The organism is Peribacillus sp. NPDC101480 (assembly GCF_050277335.1).
Lineage (GTDB): Bacteria > Bacillota > Bacilli > Bacillales > DSM-1321 > Peribacillus.
Genome location: NZ_JBNNSB010000002.1, coordinates 117,876 through 141,542, shown reverse-complemented (window position 1 = coordinate 141,542; position 23,667 = coordinate 117,876). Strand labels below are relative to the sequence as shown.

Annotated in this window: 27 protein-coding genes; 26 read left to right on the top strand and 1 reads right to left on the bottom strand. The window is 40.5% G+C overall.

All coding sequences use genetic code 11. The features are described from left to right. The first annotated feature begins 55 nt into the window (after positions 1-55). The 14 genes from ACQKMF_RS08295 to ACQKMF_RS08230 all read left to right on the top strand — a co-directional run bounded on the left by ACQKMF_RS08295 (position 56) and on the right by ACQKMF_RS08230 (position 14,210). Complete coding sequence (locus tag ACQKMF_RS08295) at positions 56-667, top strand: TetR/AcrR family transcriptional regulator (RefSeq protein WP_260357977.1); 612 nt, start codon at positions 56-58, stop codon at positions 665-667. A 60-nt stretch (positions 668-727) separates the two neighbouring features. Then, positions 728-1,870: an acyl-CoA dehydrogenase gene (locus ACQKMF_RS08290; RefSeq protein WP_427572564.1), complete on the top strand. Its 1,143-nt coding sequence runs from the start codon at positions 728-730 to the stop codon at positions 1,868-1,870. Between the two features lie 124 nt (positions 1,871-1,994). Then, the gene (locus tag ACQKMF_RS08285; protein WP_427573172.1) at positions 1,995-3,632 is read left to right on the top strand and encodes an AMP-binding protein; all 1,638 of its coding nucleotides are present in this window, start codon (positions 1,995-1,997) and stop codon (positions 3,630-3,632) included. A gap of 12 nt (positions 3,633-3,644) precedes the next feature. Then, a complete protein-coding gene (locus ACQKMF_RS08280) occupies positions 3,645-4,994 on the top strand; it encodes an acetyl-CoA carboxylase biotin carboxylase subunit (RefSeq protein WP_427572562.1) in 1,350 nt (449 codons plus the stop codon). Between the two features lie 31 nt (positions 4,995-5,025). Further along, the gene (locus ACQKMF_RS08275) at positions 5,026-5,238 is read left to right on the top strand and encodes an acetyl-CoA carboxylase biotin carboxyl carrier protein subunit (protein WP_034312225.1); all 213 of its coding nucleotides are present in this window, start codon (positions 5,026-5,028) and stop codon (positions 5,236-5,238) included. Positions 5,239-5,252: 14 nt separating this feature from the next. Further along, a complete protein-coding gene (locus ACQKMF_RS08270) occupies positions 5,253-6,155 on the top strand; it encodes a hydroxymethylglutaryl-CoA lyase (RefSeq protein WP_402942654.1) in 903 nt (300 codons plus the stop codon). Positions 6,156-6,174: 19 nt separating this feature from the next. Next, the gene (locus ACQKMF_RS08265; RefSeq protein ID WP_402942656.1) at positions 6,175-6,957 is read left to right on the top strand and encodes an enoyl-CoA hydratase; all 783 of its coding nucleotides are present in this window, start codon (positions 6,175-6,177) and stop codon (positions 6,955-6,957) included. A 23-nt stretch (positions 6,958-6,980) separates the two neighbouring features. Next, positions 6,981-8,510: an acyl-CoA carboxylase subunit beta gene (locus ACQKMF_RS08260; protein WP_427572559.1), complete on the top strand. Its 1,530-nt coding sequence runs from the start codon at positions 6,981-6,983 to the stop codon at positions 8,508-8,510. Positions 8,511-8,703: 193 nt separating this feature from the next. Further along, the gene (locus tag ACQKMF_RS08255; RefSeq protein ID WP_260357565.1) at positions 8,704-9,468 is read left to right on the top strand and encodes an NUDIX hydrolase; all 765 of its coding nucleotides are present in this window, start codon (positions 8,704-8,706) and stop codon (positions 9,466-9,468) included. Positions 9,469-9,483: 15 nt separating this feature from the next. Further along, positions 9,484-10,035, top strand: a complete 552-nt coding sequence (locus ACQKMF_RS08250; protein WP_260357566.1) for a cysteine hydrolase family protein — start codon at positions 9,484-9,486, stop codon at positions 10,033-10,035. Positions 10,036-10,095: 60 nt separating this feature from the next. After that, positions 10,096-11,565, top strand: coding sequence for a nicotinate phosphoribosyltransferase (locus tag ACQKMF_RS08245; protein ID WP_101221977.1), 1,470 nt, complete (start codon positions 10,096-10,098; stop codon positions 11,563-11,565). Positions 11,566-11,599: 34 nt separating this feature from the next. Beyond that, positions 11,600-12,430, top strand: coding sequence for an ammonia-dependent NAD(+) synthetase (gene nadE / locus ACQKMF_RS08240; RefSeq protein ID WP_427572556.1), 831 nt, complete (start codon positions 11,600-11,602; stop codon positions 12,428-12,430). A 127-nt stretch (positions 12,431-12,557) separates the two neighbouring features. After that, entirely contained in the window at positions 12,558-13,583 is a 1,026-nt protein-coding gene (locus ACQKMF_RS08235; RefSeq protein ID WP_402942669.1) for a serine hydrolase domain-containing protein, read from the top strand. Positions 13,584-13,916: 333 nt separating this feature from the next. Next, on the top strand, positions 13,917-14,210 hold the full coding sequence (locus ACQKMF_RS08230; RefSeq protein ID WP_063593415.1) for a hypothetical protein: 294 nt from the start codon (positions 13,917-13,919) through the stop codon (positions 14,208-14,210). Between the two features lie 150 nt (positions 14,211-14,360). On the opposite strand, the gene ACQKMF_RS08225 is transcribed toward ACQKMF_RS08230, so the two are convergent. Further along, the gene (locus ACQKMF_RS08225) at positions 14,361-14,765 is read right to left on the bottom strand and encodes a hypothetical protein (RefSeq protein ID WP_260357568.1); all 405 of its coding nucleotides are present in this window, start codon (positions 14,763-14,765) and stop codon (positions 14,361-14,363) included. Between the two features lie 363 nt (positions 14,766-15,128). Between ACQKMF_RS08225 and ACQKMF_RS08220 the strand changes: the two genes are divergently transcribed. From ACQKMF_RS08220 to ACQKMF_RS08165, 12 genes are all read left to right on the top strand, one after another. Further along, positions 15,129-15,377 (top strand): hypothetical protein, encoded by a 249-nt coding sequence (locus tag ACQKMF_RS08220; protein ID WP_260357569.1) that lies wholly within the window; start codon positions 15,129-15,131, stop codon positions 15,375-15,377. A gap of 239 nt (positions 15,378-15,616) precedes the next feature. Next, entirely contained in the window at positions 15,617-16,045 is a 429-nt protein-coding gene (locus tag ACQKMF_RS08215; protein WP_101221981.1) for a DUF5082 family protein, read from the top strand. Further along, the gene (locus tag ACQKMF_RS08210) at positions 16,045-16,335 is read left to right on the top strand and encodes a YwqI/YxiC family protein (protein WP_260357571.1); all 291 of its coding nucleotides are present in this window, start codon (positions 16,045-16,047) and stop codon (positions 16,333-16,335) included. Before ACQKMF_RS08215 ends, ACQKMF_RS08210 begins: the two co-directional genes overlap by 1 nt. Further along, positions 16,332-18,272, top strand: coding sequence for a ribonuclease YeeF family protein (locus ACQKMF_RS08205; RefSeq protein ID WP_427572553.1), 1,941 nt, complete (start codon positions 16,332-16,334; stop codon positions 18,270-18,272). The genes ACQKMF_RS08210 and ACQKMF_RS08205 overlap by 4 nt, the downstream gene beginning before the upstream one ends. Positions 18,273-18,289: 17 nt before the next feature. Next, the gene (locus tag ACQKMF_RS08200; protein ID WP_427572551.1) at positions 18,290-18,589 is read left to right on the top strand and encodes a contact-dependent growth inhibition system immunity protein; all 300 of its coding nucleotides are present in this window, start codon (positions 18,290-18,292) and stop codon (positions 18,587-18,589) included. A 172-nt stretch (positions 18,590-18,761) separates the two neighbouring features. Further along, positions 18,762-19,130, top strand: coding sequence for a hypothetical protein (locus tag ACQKMF_RS08195; protein WP_427572549.1), 369 nt, complete (start codon positions 18,762-18,764; stop codon positions 19,128-19,130). Between the two features lie 5 nt (positions 19,131-19,135). Beyond that, a complete protein-coding gene (locus tag ACQKMF_RS08190; RefSeq protein WP_427572547.1) occupies positions 19,136-19,603 on the top strand; it encodes a polymorphic toxin type 15 domain-containing protein in 468 nt (155 codons plus the stop codon). 19 nt (positions 19,604-19,622) lie between these two features. Next, on the top strand, positions 19,623-20,171 hold the full coding sequence (locus tag ACQKMF_RS08185) for a T6SS immunity protein Tdi1 domain-containing protein (protein ID WP_427572545.1): 549 nt from the start codon (positions 19,623-19,625) through the stop codon (positions 20,169-20,171). 326 nt (positions 20,172-20,497) lie between these two features. Next, entirely contained in the window at positions 20,498-20,965 is a 468-nt protein-coding gene (locus ACQKMF_RS08180) for an antitoxin YezG family protein (protein ID WP_427572543.1), read from the top strand. A 149-nt stretch (positions 20,966-21,114) separates the two neighbouring features. Beyond that, positions 21,115-21,840, top strand: a complete 726-nt coding sequence (locus ACQKMF_RS08175; protein ID WP_427572541.1) for a hypothetical protein — start codon at positions 21,115-21,117, stop codon at positions 21,838-21,840. Next, entirely contained in the window at positions 21,840-22,448 is a 609-nt protein-coding gene (locus ACQKMF_RS08170; protein ID WP_101221984.1) for an immunity protein Imm33 domain-containing protein, read from the top strand. The genes ACQKMF_RS08175 and ACQKMF_RS08170 overlap by 1 nt, the downstream gene beginning before the upstream one ends. Positions 22,449-22,886: 438 nt before the next feature. Continuing rightward, positions 22,887-23,660 (top strand): DNA/RNA non-specific endonuclease, encoded by a 774-nt coding sequence (locus tag ACQKMF_RS08165; protein ID WP_427572539.1) that lies wholly within the window; start codon positions 22,887-22,889, stop codon positions 23,658-23,660. The last annotated feature ends 7 nt before the right edge of the window (positions 23,661-23,667 follow it).

Here is a 23,667-nt window from a genome sequence, read left to right as displayed (position 1 = left end):
TTAAATGTAAGCGGATACAAGAAGGGGGTGCAGTCTTACGGAGTTAAAAGAAAAAATAATTGAAACATCGTTGACGCTCTTCGATCAGCATGGTTTTCATGGTGTCTCCGTTAACGAAATCGTTAAGGCTTGCGGAACTAGCAAAGGAGGTTTTTATCACCATTTCTCTTCCAAAGATGAACTTTTATTTGTCATCCATGATTACTTTATTTCATATGTTTTAACAAAAGCACAGGAAGCCATCTCAGAAAGTACCCATCCAACAGAAAAAATGCAAAAGATCATTCAATCATTTGTTAAAGTTTTTGACCTCTATAAACCACACATCTCAGTTTTCTATCAAGAAAGCATTTACTTAAAACCGCCCTATGTTGAAGCAATCAAAAAAAAGCGCCAAATGTATAAAGAAATCATTTTTTCCGTTATCAAAGAAGGTATTGACAAGGGAGTATTCCGCAGCGAATTGCCAGTGGAAATTACCGGAATGTCAATTCTGGGCATGGTGAACTGGTCCTACAAATGGTACAAAAGGGACGGTGGAAAAACGATAGATGAAATCGGTGATATTTACGTAGATTTAATTCTGAATGCCCTATTGATGGATAAACAAAAAGAAGCGGAAATCACCCAGCCATTTTTACTGAAGAACCAAGTTGTTATGGATTAAACTATAAACTTGATTTGTACAGACCAACTAGTCGGTCTCAATAGAAAGGGGAATGAATATATGGATTTTTCACTTACAAAAGAACAGCAGATGATTAAGGAAATGGTTAGGGAATTTGCCGAAAAGGAAATTAAACCCATTGCTATAGAGTTGGATGAAAAGTCCATGTTTGCGGAGGATGTATTCAAAAAAATGGGGAAACTCGGGTTGCTTGGAATTCCGTTTCCTGAAGAATATGGCGGTTCGGGCGGAGATACGGTTTCGTATGCCATTGCAGTTGAAGAGGTTGGAAAGGCATGCGGGGGAACCGGCTTAAGTTATGCAGCAGCCGTTTCGCTCGGGGCAAGTCCAATTTACTATTTTGGAACCGAAGAACAGAAGCAAAAATATCTGGTTCCAATCACGACCGGTGAAACCCTGGCAGCTTTCGGGTTAACAGAGCCTAATGCTGGTTCCGATGCTGGCGGTACGAGAACTACTGCCGTGTTGGAGGGTGATGAATATGTGATTAATGGCGAGAAAACATGGATAACAAATGCCAGCTATTCAAGAACGGTTACCGTCACGGCTGTATCGGGCAAAGATTCCAAGGGCAAAAATATCATCTCGGCATTCATCGTGCCAACCGATACCCAAGGGCTGACGATCAATAGCAATTATGAAAAAATGGGAGTTCGAGCTTCCAATACTTGTGAAATCATTCTGGATAATGTCCGGGTGCCAAAGGAAAATTTACTGGGAGATCCAGACAAAGGGTTCAAACAATTCTTATTCACGCTTGATGGAGGAAGGATTTCCATTGCTGCTTTGGCCGTCGGTATCGCCCAGGCTGCCTTTGATAGAGCTTTAGCTTTTTCAAAAGAGCGCGTTCAATTCGGTAAAACCATCTCCAATTTCCAGGCCATTCAATTCAAGCTTGCAGACATGGCGATGGAAATTGAATTGGCGAGGAATATGGTATATAAGGCTGCATGGTTAAAAGACAATAAAAAACCTTTTGCAAAGGAAGCGGCATATGCCAAGCTTTTTGCAAGTGAGACCGCGTTCCGGTCCAGCAATCAAGCTATACAAATACACGGGGGCTCTGGTTACATGCGTGAATATGAGGTGGAGCGCTATTTAAGAGATGCTAAGTTATTGGAGATTGGTGAAGGTACATCCGAAATTCAAAGACTCGTTATCGCCAGGCAATTAGGCTGTTAATCTTTACGGAACGTAAAATGAACAATGATGCTTTGGTTCATTTTGGTGAAAAGCAGATGTTATCTATACAGCAAAAAGCGTTCATTCTTACTTTTATTTGATTAGGAGGAGTTTGATGTCTGATTTGCTAGATGTTACTATCGGGAAACTGCTTGAAAGGACAGCTGAACAATATGGTGATAATGAAGCGGTTGTGTACCATGAGCTAGGCCTGCGCCATTCCTATCGCGAATTTGAAAAGATTTGCCGAAAGGCTGCCAGGGCGTTCATGTCACTAGATATAAAAAAAGGCGAACATATCGCCATTTGGGCATCCAATAAACCGGAATGGCTTATATCCCAATTTTCGACCGCGAAAATGGGCGGAGTGCTGGTAACGGTCAATACTAATTACCGTACAAGTGAACTGGAATACCTGCTCAAGCAATCCGATTCGACGACGATCATCCTGATGGAACAATATAAGGATCATTCATATATAGATACGCTGTACGAAATCGTTCCTGAATTGAAAAATGCAGAACCAGGAAAATTACAATCTGAGAAACTGCCAAAATTGAAAAATATCATCGTTTTAGGTGAAAAGCGTTATCCCGGAACGTTTTCGTGGGATGAAGTCATTAGCAGGAGCGAATCCGTTTCGGAGGAATCGCTGGACATGAGGATGGAGGAATTGGCTCCCGGTGATGTGATTAATATGCAATATACATCAGGGACGACAGGATTTCCAAAAGGAGTGATGCTGACTCATTCCAACTTGGTCAATAACGGATTGAATGTCGCGGAATGCATGAAGCTTACCGAAGCTGACCGGCTTTGCATCCCGGTTCCGTTTTTTCATTGTTTCGGCTGTTCCCTTGGCACGATGGCCTCTGTTTCAGTAGGGGCAACAATGGTGCCAATCGTGGAATTTAACCCACGCGTTGTCCTTCAGACGGTTGAAGCTGAAAAATGTACGGGGCTTCATGGTGTTCCGACGATGTTCATTGCTGAACTTAATCTCGATGACTTTGACCAGTATGATTTAAGTTCGTTACGGACTGGTATCATGGCAGGATCCACATGTCCGATCGAAGTCATGAAAAGCGTGGTGAATAAGATGGGCATCTCGGAAATTACGATTACTTATGGTCAAACGGAATCTTCTCCAGGAATTACGATGACAAGAACGGACGATCCGATCGAACTTCGTGTTTCTTCAGTGGGAAGGGCTTTGCCGAAAGTGGAAGTGAAAATTGTCGATCCAGCTACCGGGGAAGAAGTCCAGCGGGGCAAACAGGGTGAACTCTGTTCTAGGGGTTACCATGTAATGAAGGGATATTATAATAACCCGGAAGCCACTGAGCAGGCGATTGACCGGGAAGGCTGGCTTCATACGGGAGATTTGGCGGTAATGGATGAAAGGGGCTATTGCAAGATTACTGGCCGGCTGAAAGACATGATCATCCGCGGAGGGGAAAATATTTATCCCCGTGAGATTGAAGAATTCCTCTATCAACATCCTGCAATTGTCGATGTCCAGGTACTCGGCGTTCCGGATCAGAAGTATGGGGAAGAGGTAGCCGCATGGATCATTTTGAAAGCAGGAGAAACCCTTACGGAGAAAGAATTGATAGAGTATTGCAAAGGGAAAATATCTTTTCATAAAATTCCGCGTTACATTCAATTTTCCGATGCTTATCCAATGACTGCATCCGGAAAAATCCAAAAGTATAAGCTTCGGCAACAAACTCTTGACCTACTAACGGAACGCACTAAATAAGGAGGATATCGAATGATTCGAAAAATTCTTATCGCAAACAGGGGAGAAATAGCATCACGCATTATTCGTACATGCAGGAAGCTGGGGATACTTACTGTCGCCGTCCATTCGGAAGCAGATTCGGATTCGCCTTTTGTGGGATTGGCGGATGAGGCATATTTATTGGGTGGCCCGAGAGTACAGGAAAGCTATTTAAACGTCAATAAGATTTTGGAAATAGCTAAGGAAACCGGAGCGGAGGCCATTCATCCTGGATATGGTTTTCTTAGTGAAAATGCAGATTTCGCACGTTCATGCGAAGAAGCCGGCTTGATATTCATTGGTCCCAAACCAGAGATCATCCAGCAGATGGGCAATAAAGTCGAGGCGAGGAAAAAGATGGAGCAAGCGGGACTTCCATTGGTGCCTGGATTTTCACGTCCGTTAATTGATAGTTCAGAAGCGGCAGCCGTTGCCGAAAAGATTGGCTATCCAGTCATGTTAAAAGCAGCAGCAGGCGGCGGGGGAATCGGCATGCAGGCCGTTGCTAATGAAGATGAACTAACCAAAGCCTTCGAAGGGAATCAAAAACGTGCCCAATTATTTTTTGGCAATGGAGATATGTTCATAGAAAAATTGATTGAGAAGCCTCGTCATATCGAAATTCAGGTATTGGCGGATTCCTTTGGGAATGCTGTTTACTTATGGGAAAGGGAATGCTCCGTTCAAAGGCGCCACCAGAAGGTCGTGGAAGAGGCTCCATCTTCTTTCCTTGACGAAGAAACAAGGAACAGGATGGGAATGGCTGCAGTGAAAGCGGTAAAATCCATTGGTTATAGCAATGCGGGCACCCTCGAATTTTTAGTTGATGCAGATAAAAATTTTTATTTCCTGGAAATGAATACACGCCTTCAGGTAGAGCATCCTGTCACTGAAGAAATTACGGGATTGGACTTAGTCGAACAGCAAATTAAAATTGCATCGGGCAACAAATTGGATTTCACCCAAAGTGAGATTAAACAGGACGGACATTCCATTGAAGTCCGCATTTATGCTGAAGATCCGAAAACCTTTTATCCAGCACCGGGGAAGATCACCACTATGGAACTTCCGGAAGGTGAAGGGATCCGTCATGAATTGGCGGTTCATGGAACTTCGGTCGTATCCCACTTTTATGATCCGATGATCGCCAAATTGGTGGTGAGCGGCGACTCGAGGGATAATGCGATCGAGAGATTAAGAGAAGCGCTCGCAAGCTATAAAATAGAAGGAATTAAAACAAACCTTCCTTTGCTGATGGAAATAATTTCTCATGAAGCTTTTTCCCAAGGAGATACGACTACTGATTTCATTGCGAAATATATTCAAAAATTGACTGTATAACTTAAAACATAATGATCGGGAGGAAAATAAAATGGCAGAATTAAAGGCAAGCATGGCAGGAAGCGTTTGGAAAATCGTAGCGAACGAGGGGCAAAGTGTAACCGACGGACAGGATATCATTATCTTGGAATCGATGAAAATGGAAATCCCCATTGCAGCCGAGGAAGCTGGCACCATAAAAGAACTAAAAGTGAATGAAGGGGATTTCGTAAATGAAGGCGACGTTTTGGCCGTCATTGAATAAAGGGACGGAGGGGTATGATGAATTGGCCTGAAAAAGTGACAATTAAGGAAGTTGGACCCCGTGACGGGCTGCAAAATGAAAAGGTCATAATACCTGCACAAAGCAAAATGGAGTGGATCGATCAGCTCTCTGATACAGGATTATCTTATATAGAAGTGACTTCATTCGTACACCCAAAGTGGATTCCCCAATTGAGTGATGCCGCCCTGGTGGCTAAGGGAATAAAGCGCAAGCCTGGTATCACTTATGCGGCCCTTGTACCGAATCAAAGGGGACTGGAGTCGGCTCTAGAAGCCAATATCGATGATATTTCCGTGTTCATGTCATCCAGTGAAACGCATAATCTAAAAAATATCAATAAGTCGATTTCCGATACCTTTCCAATATTGAAGGATGTCATCAGGACAGCAGCAAATAGCGGGAAAACGGTAAGGGGCTATGTTTCAACCGTTTTCGGCTGTCCTTATGAAGGGGAGGTTTCGACTGATCAGGTTTTCCGTGTTTGTGATCAACTTTTTGAATATGGCATCGATGAAGTCTCATTGGGTGATACCATTGGGGTCGCTTCTCCAAGACAGGTTGCACTGTTCCTGGAACAAGCTGTAAAAAGATATGATATAAGCCGGATTGCCCTCCATTTTCATGATACAAGGGGAATGGCACTCGCAAATGTTCTAGAATCACTGAATTATGGTATTGACACTTTCGACTCTTCACTTGGAGGTTTAGGGGGATGTCCGTATGCACCAGGCGCGAGCGGAAATGTGGCTACGGATGACCTGGTTCATATGCTACATAAAATGGGGATTCACACAGGAATCAATCCCGAAAAGCTAATGAAGGCTGCGGCCATGGTGCAAAGCTTTTTGGAAAAACCATTGCCTAGCCATCAGATGGCTGTAAATAACGCACAATAAGCGAAATCGAGGTGAAATTATGACTTCATTAGTTGATATAAGGTATGAAGAAAAGGGAATTGCCCTCGTGACTTTGAATCGGCCGGATGCTGCTAATGCTTTATCCACAGAATTGCTTCATTGCTTAGTCGAAGGGCTGGATGAATTGAAGAGAGATTCCAATTTACGAACAGTCATTATAACGGGAGCAGGTGAAAAGGCGTTTTGTGCAGGTGCGGATCTTAAGGAAAGAGCGGGTATGAATGATGATAAAGTCAAGGAGACAGTCAAGTTGATCGGAGACACGATTACGGCTGTTGAAAACCTTCCAGTACCGGTCATCGCCGCGATTAACGGTTCGGCTTTTGGCGGAGGGCTGGAGTTGGCACTCGCTTGTGACATACGAATCGCATCGGAAACGGCGAAGGTGGGACTGACAGAAACATCGTTAGGCATCATCCCAGGCGCCGGCGGTACTCAGCGCCTGCCGCGGATAGTCGGAATGCCGACAGCGAAAGAACTGATTTATACGGCAAGGAGATTGGATGCAAAAACGGCACATGCCTTGAAAATCATCAGTCATGTATATTCACCCCAGCATTTACTTGAGGAAGCGAAAAAATTGGCTAAGGAAATTGCGGTCAATGCCCCATTGGCACTAAGGGCTGCAAAAGCGGCAATCAATCAAGGGGCTGAGACTGACTTGAAAACAGGTTTGCAAATTGAAAAAGACTGCTATCAGACAACTTTAAAAACCTGTGACCGACTGGAGGGTCTGTCAGCATTCAAGGAAAAGCGCAAACCGGTATTTAAGGGCCAATGATTTCAATTGAAGGAGGAACAGGGATGGTAACGACGGATAAACTAACCGAAACGGTTGAGACGATTAAAAAAGGCGGTTTAGAAAAATATCATCAAAAAAACGCTGAAAAAGGAAAGCTTTTCGTACGTGAACGGCTTGAACTGCTTTTCGATGAAGGGGTTGAAATAGAGGACGCTTTCTTTGCTAATTGTGCCAGTGATGGTCTGCCTGCCGATGGTGTGGTTACAGGCATCGGGAAAATCAATGGTCAGAGGGTCTGTGTCATGGCCAATGATTCGACTGTAAAAGCTGGTTCCTGGGGAGCAAGGACCGTCGAGAAAATCATTCGCATTCAGGAAACAGCTGAGAAGTTACAGCTGCCCCTTCTTTATTTAGTCGATTCTGCCGGGGCACGAATTACAGATCAAGTAGAAATGTTTCCGGGACGCCGCGGAGCAGGACGCATCTTTTACAACCAAGTAAAGTTATCAGGAAAAGTCCCTCAAATTTGTCTATTGTTCGGTCCGTCTGCCGCCGGCGGGGCATATATTCCAGCTTTTTGTGATATCGTCGTAATGGTTGATGGCAATGCATCCATGTATTTAGGTTCACCGAGAATGGCAGAAATGGTCATTGGCGAAAAGGTGAGTGAAGAGGAAATGGGCGGGGCGAAAATGCATTGTTCCGTTTCAGGATGCGGGGATGTGCTTGTCAAGTCAGAAGAAGAATCGATCGCGTTCGCGCGCAGGTACTTAAGCTATTTTCCAGGAAATTATCAAGAAAAGCCTAAAGCCACAAAGCCTGAGCTGCCTGCGGATTTCGAAAAAACATTGGAAGAACTGATTCCAAAAAATCAGAATGCAGCCTTCAATATGTATGACCTGATTGATAGGATTATAGACAGGCAATCGTTTTGTGAAATCAAGAAGCTATTTGCTCCTGAATTAATTACTGGGCTTGCAAGGCTAAATGGGCAAACGATAGGGATCATTGCCAATCAGCCGCGAGTCAAGGGCGGCGTCCTGTTCCATGATTCAGCCGATAAGGCAGCCAAGTTCATCAATTTATGTGATGCTTTCCATATACCGTTGTTGTTCCTGGTGGATATTCCTGGATTCATGATCGGGACGAAGGTCGAACGGGCAGGCATCATTCGCCATGGTGCGAAAATGATATCGGCCATGAGTGAAGCCACGGTCCCGAAAATTTCAGTCATTGTCCGTAAGGCTTATGGGGCTGGACTTTACGCGATGGCCGGTCCCGCTTTTGAACCGGATTGCGTTCTTGCCTTACCGACGGCATTGATTGCGGTCATGGGGGCAGAAGCTGCGGTCAATGCAGTCTATGCCAATAAAATCAATGCCATGGAACCAGAAGAGCGCCCGGCATTCATCGAACAGAAACGCAATGAATACAATGAAGACATTGATATCTACCGCTTAGCCTCCGAGATGATTGTTGATGGCATCATCCAGCCAAATGACCTGCGTGATGAATTGTGCGCCAGGTTTGAAGCATATAGCAGTAAACAATTGACATTCACCGATCGTAAACATGGAGTCTATCCCGTTTAAAGAAATCGATAAACAAGCCCGGTCATCATGACCGGGCTTGTTTTCATGTGAAAAATAAATGATTATTTAAATAATTAGAAAATTTTTCTGATTTAGAGTTGCTAAATCACACAAGGAAGAGTACTATAATTAGTAATTAATGATTTACTAATTACTTGAATTCCATACTTAGTGAAAGAAAGTGAGAGTTGCCATGGCTCAGCAGGAAAAAAAGAAATATATTACTCCAGATGGATATACGGCAGATATTGCGATTTTTACTATTACAACAAAGAAAACGGCAGAGAAAGCTCCGCCTGAAATGTTTTTGAAGCTATTATTAATCAAACGCGCCACAAAAGATAAGGAAGGAAGCCCTAATGTTGAAGGAGATAAATGGGCTTTACCCGGAGGTTTTGTCAATGCTGGCGAGACTGCCTATGAAGCAGCCAAACGAGAATTGAAAGAAGAAACGGGCGTAGCTGGATTCCATGTCAAGCATTTCGGGGTTTATGACCGGCCAGGACGAGATCCCAGGGGCTGGATCATTTCCAATGCTTTTTATGCCATTGTCCAGGAAGAGTTTCTTCATCAAAGAAAAGCGAATGACGACGCAGCCGACGTTGAATTGTTCACGATTCAGGAAGCCTTACAATTAGATCTTGCATTCGATCATTATACAATTATTAACGATGCGATGAATTTAATGAAAAAAGAAATGGTGCAAACGACGATAGCCCAAAAATTCCTGCCGGATGAATTTACACTTTCTGAGCTGCAACGGGTGTTGCTGACAGCCAGAGATGATGCAAAAATCAGTGCAGACTCACTTTTTTATGCAAAAGCCCCGAAGCTCCCGTTTCTGGAAAAAGTCTTGGATGAAAAGGGAATGCATAAGAAAACGAAACGGAATTCGTATCGGCCTTCACAGCTTTACCGATTTAATGCAGAGGTTGTCATGGACTCTATTTACTATTGAGGGGGAATTGATGATATGGGGAAAAAGGCATTGATCAATATAGATTATACGTATGACTTCGTGGCAGACGGGGGTTCCTTGACCTGCGGGAAGCCAGGTCAGGATATCGAGAAGGAATTAGTCAATATAACCAGGGATTTTATAAAAAGCGGCGAATATACGGTATTCGCGATTGATTTACATGAAGAAGGAGACCGCTTACATCCCGAATCGAATTTGTTTCCACCGCATAATATTAGCGGTACAATGGGTAGAGACCTATACGGGGCGTTAAAAGAGGAATATGAAACTAATAAAAATCAAAAGAATGTTCATTATATAGATAAAACACGTTATTCGGCCTTTGCAGGGACGGACCTTAATATCCGCCTGCGGGAACGTCACATCACCGATGTATATTTAGTCGGGGTTTGTACAGATATCTGTATTTTGCATACGGCAATCGACGCTTATAATCTAGGCTATAATATCTTTGTATATGAAAATGCAGTGGCCTCGTTCAATGATGCCGGTCACCATTGGGCGCTTGGACATTTTAAAGCATCTCTTGGAGCAACCATTCTATAATATCCATTCAAGCAACAGAATAGAAGGGAAGCGATGCTTCTCTTTTGGGAGGAACTATCCATGGAAAAAAAGTACAACGACGACAGTTACGCATTACACACTGACCTTTACCAAATCAATATGGCCCAAACTTATTGGCAGGACAAAACGCATAACCGAAAGGCAGTTTTCGAGATATTTTTCAGAAAGCTTCCATTTAATAGCGGATATGCGATTTTTGCGGGACTTGAAAAAATTGTCCATTACCTTCAAAACTTTTCCTTCTCGGAAAGTGATATCGACTATTTAAAAAATGATCTGCACTATGATGAAGAATTTTTGAATTATTTGAAGAACATTCGTTTCACGGGAGCGATTCGCTGCATGAAAGAGGGAGAGCTCGTTTTCGGCAATGAACCGATATTACGGGTGGAGGCACCGCTTGGTGAGGCTCAACTCATTGAAACTGCGTTGCTTAACATTGTGAACTATCACACACTCGTGGCAACAAAAGCTTCACGCATCAAACAGGTAATCGGTGAAGAATCTGCCCTTGAATTCGGTTCAAGGCGGGCGCAAGAAATGGATGCTGCAATTTGGGGAGCGAGAGCGGCCTATATTGCTGGCTTTGATTCCACTAGTAATGTACGTGCTGGAAAGCTGTTCGGCATTCCGGTTTCAGGGACGCATGCACATTCCATGATCCAAGCTTATAAAGATGAATATACAGCTTTTCATAAATACGCTGTTTCCCATAAAGACTGTGTATTCTTGGTTGATACTTATGATACATTGCGTTCTGGCATCCCGAATGCAATCCGAGTTGCCAAGGAATTGGGCGATAAAATCAACTTCATTGGCGTTCGTCTTGACAGCGGTGACTTAGCTTACTTATCAAAAGAAGCACGGCGTATGCTTGATGCTGCAGGGTTCCATGATGCGAAGATAGTCGCTTCCAATGACCTGGATGAATATACGATCATCAATTTGAAACAACAAGGAGCAAGAATTGACATTTGGGGCATCGGAACCAAATTGATTACGGCTTATGACCAGCCAGCGCTCGGTGCCGTTTATAAAATGGTTTCAATAGAGGGTGAAGATGGGAATATGAGAGATACCATCAAAATTTCTTCTAACCCTGAAAAGGTTACGACACCTGGATTAAAACGAGTATATCGAATCATCAATAAAGTGAACCATCATGCTGAAGGTGATTATTTGGCGATGGAATATGAGAAGCCGCAGGAACAGGAAAAATTAAAGATGTTTCATCCTGTCCATACCTTCCTAAGTAAATTCGTCACGGATTTCGATGCGGTTGATCTGCATGTGGATATTTTCAAGGATGGAAGTTTGATTTATGAATTGCCGACCATAGATGAAATCAAGGCCTTCACGCAAAAAAATCTCCAAGTATTATGGCCGGAGTACCTTCGTGCACTGAACCCTGAAGAATACCCGGTAGATCTAAGCCAGGATTGTTGGGATAATAAAATGAGGAATATAGATGAAGTTAAAGCAAATGTAGAAAGAATGCTAACGAAATGACCAATCTATTTTATTAGAAAGCGGGGCTATGCCAATGCGTCCATTACAAAAAGAAATCGTAAAAAAATTACTTGTCCAACCAACGATCGATCCTGAAGCCGAATTCAGGAAAAGTGTTGATCTTTTAAAAGGGTATATGAAGAAAAATACGTTTCTGAAAAGTTTTGTACTTGGGATATCCGGAGGTCAAGATTCAACACTGGCGGGGTATATTGCTCAAACCGCTGTCAATGAATTGAATGAAGAAAAAAATGGCAGCGACTATAAGTTTGTTGCTGTAAGCTTGCCATATGGAGTACAGGCTGATGAAGATGACAGGCAGCTGGCTTTAAAATTCATCAAGCCAAGCCAAACGGTTACTGTTAACATCAAGAAAGCGGTGGATGCTTCAGTAAAAGCTGTGGAAGAAGCGGTTTCTGAAAAGCTATCGAATTTCTTAAGGGGAAATGTCAAAGCACGTGAGCGAATGAAGGTACAATATGATTTAGCCGGACTGTATAAAGGCGTTGTGCTTGGTACGGACCATGCAGCTGAAGCGATCACAGGTTTCTTTACGAAACATGGTGATGGTGCAGCGGATATCCTACCTTTATATCGCTTAAATAAAAGGCAAGGAAAAGAAATCCTCAAATTCGTCGGTGCTCCTGAGCGTCTTTATACGAAAATACCAACGGCAGATTTAGAAGATGACAAACCATTACTTCCTGATGAAGTGGCTTTAGGCGTTAGCTACGATGAAATCGATGATTATCTTGAAGGCAAGGAAATCAGAACGGAAGCTGCCGAAATCATCGAAGGATGGTATACTAAAACCGAACATAAACGCAATGAAGCCATTAATGTTTATGATACTTGGTGGAAATAAAAGAACGAGTGAAATCTGAAATAAGTTATCCCGCATCACATAAGATGCGGGTTTTTTGGCAAGACCTAATAAGCACCTTGGCCAACACATCGGTTATGAAAATTTTACAGGCAAAGGGGAAAACGAAATGTCGACTCTACATATGGATATATCCAGGATTATTGAAGAAACATGCAAGGAAATTGAATTCTCGGGTGTTATCGGTGTGAAAGCGGGAGATGACCTGATTCATAGCTCAGCACATGGCTATACCAATCGAGCGGATGAAATCATGAATACGGCCGAAACAAGATTCGGAATTGCTTCCGGTTGTAAACTGTTTACAGCGGTAGCCATTTGCCAGTTAATACAAAAAGGAAAACTTAGGCTTGATTCTAAGCTTATAGACTGTCTTCCTATCGTGTTTCCTGATTTCCATCAAAATGTAACCATTCATCACCTCTTAACACACACTTCGGGAATTCCTGATTACTTTGATGAGAAAGTGATGGATGATTTTGAAGAGCTTTGGCAGAAAAATCCGATGTACCATATAAAAAGATTAAAAGATTTCCTCCCAATGTTTCAAGATGATGTGATGATATTTGAACCCGGGGAAAGATTTCATTACAATAATGCAGGCTATATTTTATTAGGATTGATTGTTGAGGAACTAACCGGACTTCAATTTTCTGAATATATCGACAAGAACATCTTTCTTCCTTGTGAAATGATAAATTCCGGTTATTTTTCCATGGACCAGCTTCCTAAAAATACTGCATTAGGGTATATTGACGAAGAAAATGGAGCATGGAGAACTAACGTTTATTCCCTTCCCATCAAAGGCGGTGCGGATGGAGGAGCGTATATTACCGCATCAGATATGTTCAGGTTTTGGGATGGGTTATTTTCCAATCAGTTACTGAATCAAGAATATACCACTCTCTTATTGGAAGCCCATATTGCAACTGGAGATGAAGGGGAATATTATGGATATGGTATATGGATCCGTAAAAAAAATGACGGGATTTTCAAATATCATCTTATGGGGTATGACCCGGGTGTAAGTTTCAATTCTGCGGTATATCCGGCAAATCGATTGAGAACCGTCATTACTTCAAATAAAAGCATGGGTCCATACCATATTACTTCCGCGATCGAGAAAGAACTATAAACAAATGGAAACTTTCCGATAGTGAAGGGTTCCATTTATTTACAGTCAATGTGAATTCATTCAAGTATTTTTTAAGAAAGGGACGAATTAGGACGAATTAGCATTCAATTGCTCCATTGGTTCCAAAACTTCTGGATTTTAAAAGGGATGAAACTTCACCTGGACCTTTATTCAAGAACGCGGCTTTAATGATATGGTGTTAAGGAGGTAGATTTCTTTAGGTTTCAAGGCTTTTCCAAACAAAGAATTTGTATATTTAAATATCTTGAAGTAGAGTATATTTAATATACATTATTTTATCCGGTATTTTCCGATGGAGGTTCTTTGTACTTTATGAAGGCAAGATATGAACTCGCGAACATGAACTTAACAGTAAGCAATGTGACTTTACGTAATGCTGCGGATAGCTATGTCCTCTTGAAAGCTGCAGATGACCAAAATAATGAAATCACGATCAAGCTTTCCCACGAACAAGCGGAATTTCTGGAAGCGGAATTAAGGGAAGTAAATCGCCGTCGCAGGGAAAATAGTCCTGATATAACAGGAAATGACCAAGAACGTATTAATGACGACGATTCTTTTAATCTGTTCAGCATTGATTTATTCAATGAAAATGAATCGAAGTAATTCCCCGAATCAAATTTGCTTCTCTGTAACCTTCCTTTCCATTTAAGATGCTGCTACAGAGAATTTATCATTCCCGCCAATACAAAATCCGAATTTCCAGTTATTGAAAGGCATTAGGAATGTTTTAAGCAAGGTGACCTATCGTTACCTTTATTTTGATTGCTTGAAAAAATTCTTCACCAATAGGAATATGGATGATAGTACAGCAAAAACCATGAAAAATACGATGAACCCCCATAGGCCTATCGCCGCATCTTGAAACTCCATATTTCCCCTGCTGGTAAGGGCTTGCTGTATCTCAATGGCAAATACTAAAACAACCATGACTGTAAAGGTATAAAGGAAAGAGAGTATCGTTATCCCAAAACGCATCCGGGCAATTAAATTAGATAAAAATAACACGAACAAAAATATGATGATACCGATGATTCCCATTATCCAAAAATGCAAATCTTTGTCCGTTGCATTTGAATTTAATGTGTCACTTACAAAGAATAGGATGAAATCGTGAAGATTATTGACGATTTCAGCTAATATCTGTATGATTTCTTTCATTTTTTCACACCTCCAATCCTTAGATTATAGCAGGTTATAAATCTATATAGAAGAGGGAAGGTCCTCGGGGTTGCCAGACTGACCTTTGGTGGAAGTAATGTGAAATCATACACATGCTAAGAGAAGTATATTATGGGAAACGTATAAAAGCATATGTGAATGAAAGAAGTCAGGACATGCAAGTTCAGTTAAATTAGGGGAGATTGAACAAAATACATAGAAAAATAAAGTAATTCATGGAAAGCAGGAGTACCTATTTCCAATGTTTTTAATGCCTTTAGCAACCTTAGCCATGATTGTTTGATCGGTTTCTTTATTTATAAAGTTAGTAAAACTTAATGCTTAGAGTTGGAGGAAAAAAGGATGAATGATGTACATAATCATGTGTTAACAGTAATTGATTTTATGAAAACCGGACACAAAACCTGTTTTGTGAAGGTCATCGGTTTTGATGCTGAATCCGGACAGGATTTTGAAGGTGAAGTTAAATTTGTCGGTGATTTGCCTTTTGGCGATTTGATACATCCCGAGCGGTCACATTTATCTTCCTCTTGCAGGGAATTTGTTCGGGATGACTTACTGCGCAGATACAGTCAAGGGCAGTTTGAATGAAGTGTCGGAAATTTTTATAGAGAATCTAATAAGATGACATTCTGCTAACTTGTTTAAAATTGGTAAAATGCCGGGTATAAAGAATATGGTATGTAGGAACTTTTTTATGCCAATCTTCTCTTTTAACTGACAAAATAGCATATTTCTCCCTATTTAACTCTCGGACTATAATCCTTATAATATTAAATAGGAAAATATGACATTTAGTGTAGGATTATACTGTTTCTGAGGTGAGTTTCATGGTTTATGCAGATATTTTGAGTAATATACACTCTGCTATCTCCGGTAAAAAAGCTGATTTGAATGTGAAAATAGAGCGTTTAGAAAATGCGAAGAACGATATTATAAAAGAGCAAAGCATGTGCTTAAGCGAGATTAGGAAAATAAAAGACCCTGAGCTAGGTGGCAGCTGGACAGGGAATCGCTCGGATCAATTTCAGGAAGCCCGTCATGATGCCTATAATGTGATGTTTAGTATCATTCATGACGATTATGATGATTACCAATGGAAAATCGAAGCGATGATTACCAAGCTGAATGCAGAGAACACGCTTCTGAGCATAGCGGGGAATATAGCCCAAGAAGCCGATTCCCTTTTGAGCAAAGGTGAAGAGGCATTTGAGCAGCTGGAAAGTAAAATATCCGATTTAAAAAGGCGGTTGTTTTAATGACGACAATCAAACTGAATCATCCTGCCGTAACGAAGCAAGTCGATCAGGTGAAGACGGCACTTGGTACAGTCACGCTTGGAAATTTGCCGGCAGGCGAGCTTGGCAGCAATAAATTGGAATTCACTTCGAAATGGATCGATCGGGAAACGAACTTGGAGAAGGTCTTTGAACAATATATCAAAATCGTCCAGAAAAATGTGGAAGATACCCGTGCCAACATTGACTTATTAAAAGAACAGGATGAAGCCATCGCCCATACGTCTTCACATGGGTATCCTGTGAAATGAAAATATATGAAGCCGAGACATTGACGGCCGCAACCAAGTCGCGCGCCAAGCAATATGAAGAACTAAAAAAGGAAGTCGCAGCCCTGAAAAAGGAATTTCAGGGCATCGTCGGCTTGGATAACGAGTTTCAGGGAGCCGGTGCTACCGCCATCAAAAGCTTCTATGAAGCGCAAATCGAGGTGGCGGACGCCTGGATGGAACTATTCACGACCCAGATCAGTTTTTTGGAAGGTATACCGGCCACCCTGGAAGAGGCGGACCTCTCCGGAAATACGGTGGTCGAGGTTCCCTTTTTAGATGGCGAAGTGTCAAACGGCATCAACCAAGCGAAATCGCTTGTCGATGAACAAGCGAACGATCTCCAAAGAATCCTGAACAGCATTGACGATATCCTGGCTCTTGATATATTCGACCAAAAGGACTTTAATGAAAAAATCACGCTGGCCGGGCACAGGCTGGATGACACCGTGACAAAGGTCGAGAATGTCGACCGGCAATTGATCGAGGAATATGATGTGTCCGTCGGCCAGGAAAACGTGGCCGTTGGCCTCTTTCGTGCCTTGCTTGATGCCACCAAACAGGACGGCAACGTTTCGCCGATGACATTCAATCAATCGGCATTCAAGAGCAGTGATGTCTATCAAGTGAAGGATGAAGTCGCCGGTCAGATGAAAGACTATCAAACCTTCAAAAAGCAGCAAGCCGAAGCCCGGAAAATCGAACAAGAAATGGAAGAACTCGAAAACCGCCCATGGTACGAAAAAGCCTGGGATACGACAAAAACCTTTACAGGGGAATTCACGGGATATTATGATTCTATCAGGGCCTCAACCGGAGTCGATCCAGTAACGGGCCGCAAGCTGTCCGATGCCGAACGAATCGCCGCAGGCGCCATGGCCGCCGCTGGATTCATCCCCGTCGTTGGCTGGGCCGGCCGGGCCATCAAAGGCGGAAGCGCCCTATACAAAACGGCCAAAGGACTCAACGCAGCGGACCACGCGCTCGATGCCTATAAAACGACAAAAGGCTTTAGCCTCCTCCAGAAAACCGAATACGGGATATACGGACTCCTCGCAGCCAACGGCCTCGGCGAAGCGGCCACAGGCAAAGACATGTTCGGCAACCAGCTGACCGAGGAACAGCGCCAGAACGGACTATTGATGGCACTCGGAATCGGCGGTGTGGCAGGTGCTGCTAAAGTCGCTGATAAAGTAGCTAGTGGAACAAAGTTCGTCCCTTACAGCAAAGAATTTGCGCAAAAGCAGGTTCAAAAGGTTCAAGCTACAATAACAGACATAGCGAGATCAGGAAAAACCACGTTAAAAAATATAGGTGAAGCAATCGGTAAAAAAGAAATCCCTAAACGGATAAGTATGGAACAAGTATCCCTCGCAGGAGGACCAACCCTTCGCCAAGTTATGATGGAAAAGCAGACAATTAAGGAAGCCTATCAGAAATTTGCGGTGAAGAATAGCAATGTAGAGGCTGTTTCAGGGGAGAGCATTTCTAATGGTATAGATAATGTTAAACCAAGAGATAAGAGTTCTCTTGCACCTGGTGGTGGACTGGCTGTACATGAGTCAAGAGGTGGGCATTTGATTGAAAGGCATGTTGGGAAAACTGATGAAGAATTATTAGAAAGAATAAGAAGTAATCCAAGAATTACTGGTTCTTCTACTTTTATAGATAGGGCAACAGCTGAGAAAGTTGCTTATACTGTCTTAAACAATCCCAAAAATATTGAGAAAATACAAAAATGGCTTTCTGATCCTAATAGTAGACCTACATTACCATTAAGATACAAGGGTGATGGAGAGATAATTGGTAGAAGTGTATCAAGAAACTCCGAAGTTGTAGAGAATGTTACAAACGCAAAAATTGTACTTAAAAAGGATTTAAACGGCAATTTTATACTAACAGGATATCCAGAAAAATAAAGAAGCGAGGAATTTAAATGGACGAAAGTTATGATTACTTAGAAGAGTTAGAAGATTTTTTAGGTGGAACATTCCACCAGGATATTAGTTCGCCTGAACAAGCATTAGATGAGTTTATAAACGAAGCTAATAAAGAATGTTTGCTTTTTACAATAAAGTATTGTGACGAATTTTTAACTAGTAATAGAACAAAACAAGAAAAGGAAAACTATATCGAAACTAATGCTGAAATTTATTTTCCCGCAATTGGATTAACTCCTACACAGTGGCTTAATAAAGTCGTAGAACAAATAAAAGAAGCTGTGAATTCAAAATAGAATTTTTTTCATAGAAAACCTTGGGTGGAAAATAAAAGGACCTTAACAACTTATGTTAGGGTCCTTTTATTATAAATAACTGAAGGGCTTTAGCCTCCTCCAGAAAACCGAATACGGGATATACGGCCTCCTCGCCGCCAACGGCCTCGGCGAAGCCGTCACCGGCAGAGACATGTTCGGCAACCAGCTAACCGAGGAACAGCGCCAGAACGGACTGCTGATGGCACTCTGGATTGGCGGTGTGGCAGGTGCGGCCAAAGTCGCCGATAAAGTAGCGAGTGGTACAAAGTTCATCCCTTACAGTAAGGAATTTGCGCAAAAGCAGGTTCAGAAGGTTCAAGCCTTCAGCAGGGAAATCGGCAAGGTGGAAGTACCTCTCCGGATTAGGGTCGAAGAATTAGCTACGGCCTATGGAAACAACTATAAACATGTCACATTTGATAAAACGACGATTAATGATATCGTGCAGAAGTTTGCGGTGAAGAGTGATGGTGGTAAGGGTACAGGCATGTTATACATGTCCAAAGAATCTCAGAAATAGAGGTTATGTTCAAGCAAAATCCAAAACACAATGCAGAAGAATTCGCTAGACAGTTAAAAGACCAAGAAAAAGGGTTGAATGATTTAACTATTGATGAGTATTTAAAAAATAGAGAAAGATATATAGAAGAAGGAAGTGCTATAGAAGGGAATGCAGTTCAAAAGGCTGCAAGAGTAAAAGCTTATTTAGATAAAGTTGATGAGTTAAGGGAGACAGGCTTATCTAGAAAAGAATCAGAAAAGCAGGCTACGGTATGGATAATTGAACAGACTGCTTTACATAATCCAGATCAAATTGCGGGTGGCAATCCACTTGACATTGGTGGAATGGGAGATAAAAAGGTTAATTCATCCCTTGGTTCGAAATGGAGATATAGAATTGATGTTATAGATGAACAAATAAAATCTATTGCAGCTAGTATGACGGAAGTGGATAAAAAATCAATATACTTAAATGTGAAATTAATACAATGAAATAGTGGTGATTATAAAAATGTCAACTAACATTTTTGATAACTTTAAATTATTTGAAAAAGAACAAGCAGAAACTATTAATAATTTCAATGGTTCCATACCTGAACAAGTATTAGAAGTGTGGAATAAATATGGTTTTGGTAGTATTTTAAACGGGTATTTAAATATTGTTAACCCAGAAAAATATCAGGAACTATTAAAGGATGTATATGTAAGAAACGAGGATGCTCTAGTATTGTTTACTACATCAATGGGGGATCTTGTTGTTTGGGAAGATAATAAATATTTAATTTTACTTAATTTTAGAAAGGGTGAAATTAAAGGGATATCGTCCGGTTTTAAATATTTCTTTCCTGATTTAGAAGATGAATCATTTTACAAAGAAATTTTAGATTGGAATCCTTATCCTGAAGCAGTTGATAAATATGGAGAACCAGATTTTGATGAATGCTTTGGTTATACCCCTCTCCTTGGATTAGGTGGACCTGAGAATGTGGAAAACTTGAAAAAGGTGAAACTTATTGAGCATATTTATCTAATTACTCAATTCATGGGACCAATCGAATAAGGGAGAGTCAATGAAGTTGAAAAGATGGTTGATTATTACAAGTGACTATCAAAAGTAAATGAATCCAGGGTCTTTTTTGGGGTTAAGTCAAAAAGCCTAAAACTCAGGGGCTTATCGTTTTTTTCGATAAGCTCTTTTAATTTGATGAAAAAAGAATCCTAAATACTAGAAACTGGTTATATGAGAAAGTAGAAAAGAAATATTAATCCCCAAGTAACAACCCAAGGATAAGACAGACATAGTAACAAAGAAACTAAAATCCTCCCCTACCAGTAAGGAATATTGGAGATAAGGACATTTGAAAATAGATCAGGAGGTGGGTAAGTATGAATGAAATTAAACTTAATAGTATTTATCAACAAATAGCTCAAACTATTAATGAAACTATACCAGAGGAATGGTCAAAGGTATTAATGTACGGTGAAATTGCTGACGGTACCGGTACGGCTTTCTTTTTTTATTATAATCCTAATAGTGAATTGCCTATTTATAGTCATGATACACCTGAAATATATAGTTTAAACGAAGAAGAATATGATAAATTATGGTATCAATTATTAGATGAATTAAAATTATTATCAGATGAATTTAAAAATAATAATCAAGAACAATGGACCAATTTAACTTTTACTTTAGAAAGTACCGGTAAATTTAAGGTTGACTTTGATTATGAGGATTTATCCAATGCAGATGATCACGAAAGAAGGGTTATTTGGGAATATACTCGTTTAGGCCTTTTACCCGAATCTGAATATGATAAGAGGATTTTAGAAGAATACCTCAAGAAAGAATAATGGAGGATAAGTAAAAACTTGTTCTTTTTATGACCTTAACGGAAAAGTTAAGGTCTTTTCATTGTTGAAATAGAATATGTATCATCTATCGGTTCCTCAGATAATAGGCCGTGAGGACTTAAAATCATATAGAATTACTTCAGGTAAGGTTGCATAGGAAAAAATTAGCAAGTGGTACAAAATTCGTCCCTTACAGCAAGGAATTTGCGCAAAAGCAGGTTCAGAAGGTTCAAGCTACAATAACAGACATAGCGAGATCAGGAAAAACCACGTTAAAAAATATATGTGAAGAACTAGGCAAAAAAGAAATGCCTAAACGGATAAGTTTGGAACAAGTTTCCCTTGCAGGAGGACCAACCCTTCCCCAAATTGTAATGGAAAAACAGACAATTAAGGAAGCCTATCAGAAATTTACTGTTAAGGATAGCAAAGTAGAGGCTGCTTCAGGCGAGAGTGTTCCTAAGGGTAAGGTTAAGGGTATTACAAAAGGTGAATATAAAAACCTGAGGAAAAAGACACCAAGTAACGAGATAAGAAAAATGGTTAATCCAGATGGTCCTAAAGTAGACCCAGTATACGGGTATGAAGTAGATAAGTTTGAAGCAGACCATATTGTTTCAATGAAAGAAATAACTGAAATCGAAGGATTCAGTAGGTTAACTAGAGAACAACAGATAGAAATTCTAAATCTAAAAGATAATTTTGTTGGTCTTGGGAAATCTTCGAATGCCTCTAAGGGGGCTCATAGTTGGGCTGATTGGAAAGGACATTCTAAGATGGGAGAGGTTCCTGTTAATGTTAGAATGGAGATGCTAGAAAAAGAGGAACAAGCTAGAGAAGTGCTAAAAGTAGCTAAAGAGGAGAGGTTGAAGTAATGAAGAAATTTGAAAAGATTATTATGGGTAAAACCATTGTAGTGACTGCCGAAAAAGAATTAGAACCTCAAATAGAAAATTTGTTTGCTATATTAGAAAAGGTAGATTGTAATAAATTAATTCATGGATTCTCTCTTCAAGTTGGTTGGTCTGTCTATTATTTACATGAGAGAGAAACCGGGAATTTTATATTGACTTCTCCTGATTACTCTAGAAATCCATTTGAAGATATAACAGAAGATTTAACTTTAGCATTGTGGGTACAACTAGAACAAGGTCATTTTTTGAGAAAGATAAATGTCAATGGTTTATCAATAAAATTTAGTGATAAAATCATACTTACTAAAGGTGTACTAGAACTTGAGAAAATATATTTACAAAGAAATGGAGATGTTGAAAAAGGAGATTCAGGTTGGTATATAGGTCCTGTAGAGGATAATAATACTACAGAGTTGTATGCTCTATATGCTTATCAACTACTAAAAATTAAACCAGAAATCATTCAAGTTCTTGCTTTACCAAATGATTATATGGTTGTTTTTGAAGGTAATGAAATAGAAGCAGTATTAAACGAAAACGATGTAGATGTTTTTAAAGGCTCTATATAGATTTTATTTACGGGAATTTAAGTTACACAACTAAACTATACAGGAAGTAAAACATTGAATAAAGCACTTGATTGTCAAACGAACAACAGGTGCTTTTTGTTTTATGTGAGAAATTGCTATGGACGACATAAAAAATGCTAATGAAAAATTCATAACTCATGATAGTTGTACCATCAAGGCATTCTGTTTTAATACTTGGTTTGTGAAAATAATAAAGATAAATAGGCGAGATGACATTTTACATGGCTGGATGTGCAGTTTAATCGGCTAAGAGAGCTTACCGAATAAGGTGCAACTTGTTTTTCTTTTATATGACCTTAACCCAAAAGTTAAGGTCTTTTCACTTTTGATATGAATATGTATCATCTTAAGCCATACAGGTTCCTCAGATAATAGGCCGTGAGGCCTTAAAATCATATAGAATTACTTCAGGCAAGTGTGGCTAAGAAAAAAATAGCAAGTGGTACAAAGTTCATCCCTTACAGTAAGGAATTTGCCCAAAAGCAGGTACAGAAGGTTCAAGCTACAATAACAGACATAGCGAGATCAGGAAAAACCACGTTAAAAAATATAGGTGACGAACTAGGTAAAAAAGAAATCCCTAAACGGATAAGTGTGGAACAAGTTTCCCTCACAGGAGGACCAACCCTTCCCCATGTTATGATGGAAAAGCAGACAATTAAGGAAGCCTATCAGAAATTTGCGGTGAAGGATAGCAATGTAGAGGCTGTTTCAGGGGAGAGTGTTCCTAAGGGTATAGATAACGTTAGATATGGTGAACAATACACGAAAGTAAATCGTAAGAAGACCTTAAAACCCAATGTAGAGTATACAACAAAAGAAGGATATAAATATACCACTGATGATAACGGACGTATTGCGATTGCTGAAGCTAAATTAGAATTGGGTAAAGCAAAACGAAATCCTTATGCCCAAAGAAAGGTTGGAGGAGACGATAGACTATCAAACGATGATGGTGGACATTTAATTGCAAGTATCTTTAAAGGTTCTGGTGAAATAGATAACTTAGTACCCATGAATGCTACTTTAAATAGGAGTGAATATAAGACTCTAGAGAATACATGGAAGAAGGCTTTAGTAGAGGGTAAAGAAGTAACCATTAAAGTAAAACCCATATATGAGGCACAATCAGCTAGACCAAGTGAGTTTAAAATCAACTATGTAATAGATGGTAAAAAAATATTCAGATAGATTAACT

What these genes read in the sequence shown, in the direction of transcription:
- ACQKMF_RS08290 (WP_427572564.1), top strand. Translation starts at nt 728, where the DNA reads ATGGATTTTTCACTTACAAAAGAACAGCAGATGATTAAGGAAATGGTT.
- ACQKMF_RS08280 (WP_427572562.1), top strand. Translation starts at nt 3,645, where the DNA reads ATGATTCGAAAAATTCTTATCGCAAACAGGGGAGAAATAGCATCACGC.
- ACQKMF_RS08275 (WP_034312225.1), top strand. Translation starts at nt 5,026, where the DNA reads ATGGCAGAATTAAAGGCAAGCATGGCAGGAAGCGTTTGGAAAATCGTA.
- ACQKMF_RS08270 (WP_402942654.1), top strand. Translation starts at nt 5,253, where the DNA reads ATGATGAATTGGCCTGAAAAAGTGACAATTAAGGAAGTTGGACCCCGT.
- ACQKMF_RS08265 (WP_402942656.1), top strand. Translation starts at nt 6,175, where the DNA reads ATGACTTCATTAGTTGATATAAGGTATGAAGAAAAGGGAATTGCCCTC.
- ACQKMF_RS08260 (WP_427572559.1), top strand. Translation starts at nt 6,981, where the DNA reads ATGGTAACGACGGATAAACTAACCGAAACGGTTGAGACGATTAAAAAA.
- ACQKMF_RS08255 (WP_260357565.1), top strand. Translation starts at nt 8,704, where the DNA reads ATGGCTCAGCAGGAAAAAAAGAAATATATTACTCCAGATGGATATACG.
- ACQKMF_RS08250 (WP_260357566.1), top strand. Translation starts at nt 9,484, where the DNA reads ATGGGGAAAAAGGCATTGATCAATATAGATTATACGTATGACTTCGTG.
- ACQKMF_RS08245 (WP_101221977.1), top strand. Translation starts at nt 10,096, where the DNA reads ATGGAAAAAAAGTACAACGACGACAGTTACGCATTACACACTGACCTT.
- nadE (WP_427572556.1), top strand. Translation starts at nt 11,600, where the DNA reads ATGCGTCCATTACAAAAAGAAATCGTAAAAAAATTACTTGTCCAACCA.
- ACQKMF_RS08235 (WP_402942669.1), top strand. Translation starts at nt 12,558, where the DNA reads ATGTCGACTCTACATATGGATATATCCAGGATTATTGAAGAAACATGC.
- ACQKMF_RS08230 (WP_063593415.1), top strand. Translation starts at nt 13,917, where the DNA reads ATGAAGGCAAGATATGAACTCGCGAACATGAACTTAACAGTAAGCAAT.
- ACQKMF_RS08225 (WP_260357568.1), bottom strand. Translation starts at nt 14,765, where the DNA reads ATGAAAGAAATCATACAGATATTAGCTGAAATCGTCAATAATCTTCAC.
- ACQKMF_RS08220 (WP_260357569.1), top strand. Translation starts at nt 15,129, where the DNA reads ATGAATGATGTACATAATCATGTGTTAACAGTAATTGATTTTATGAAA.
- ACQKMF_RS08215 (WP_101221981.1), top strand. Translation starts at nt 15,617, where the DNA reads ATGGTTTATGCAGATATTTTGAGTAATATACACTCTGCTATCTCCGGT.
- ACQKMF_RS08210 (WP_260357571.1), top strand. Translation starts at nt 16,045, where the DNA reads ATGACGACAATCAAACTGAATCATCCTGCCGTAACGAAGCAAGTCGAT.
- ACQKMF_RS08205 (WP_427572553.1), top strand. Translation starts at nt 16,332, where the DNA reads ATGAAAATATATGAAGCCGAGACATTGACGGCCGCAACCAAGTCGCGC.
- ACQKMF_RS08200 (WP_427572551.1), top strand. Translation starts at nt 18,290, where the DNA reads ATGGACGAAAGTTATGATTACTTAGAAGAGTTAGAAGATTTTTTAGGT.
- ACQKMF_RS08195 (WP_427572549.1), top strand. Translation starts at nt 18,762, where the DNA reads ATGTTCGGCAACCAGCTAACCGAGGAACAGCGCCAGAACGGACTGCTG.
- ACQKMF_RS08190 (WP_427572547.1), top strand. Translation starts at nt 19,136, where the DNA reads ATGTTCAAGCAAAATCCAAAACACAATGCAGAAGAATTCGCTAGACAG.
- ACQKMF_RS08185 (WP_427572545.1), top strand. Translation starts at nt 19,623, where the DNA reads ATGTCAACTAACATTTTTGATAACTTTAAATTATTTGAAAAAGAACAA.
- ACQKMF_RS08180 (WP_427572543.1), top strand. Translation starts at nt 20,498, where the DNA reads ATGAATGAAATTAAACTTAATAGTATTTATCAACAAATAGCTCAAACT.
- ACQKMF_RS08170 (WP_101221984.1), top strand. Translation starts at nt 21,840, where the DNA reads ATGAAGAAATTTGAAAAGATTATTATGGGTAAAACCATTGTAGTGACT.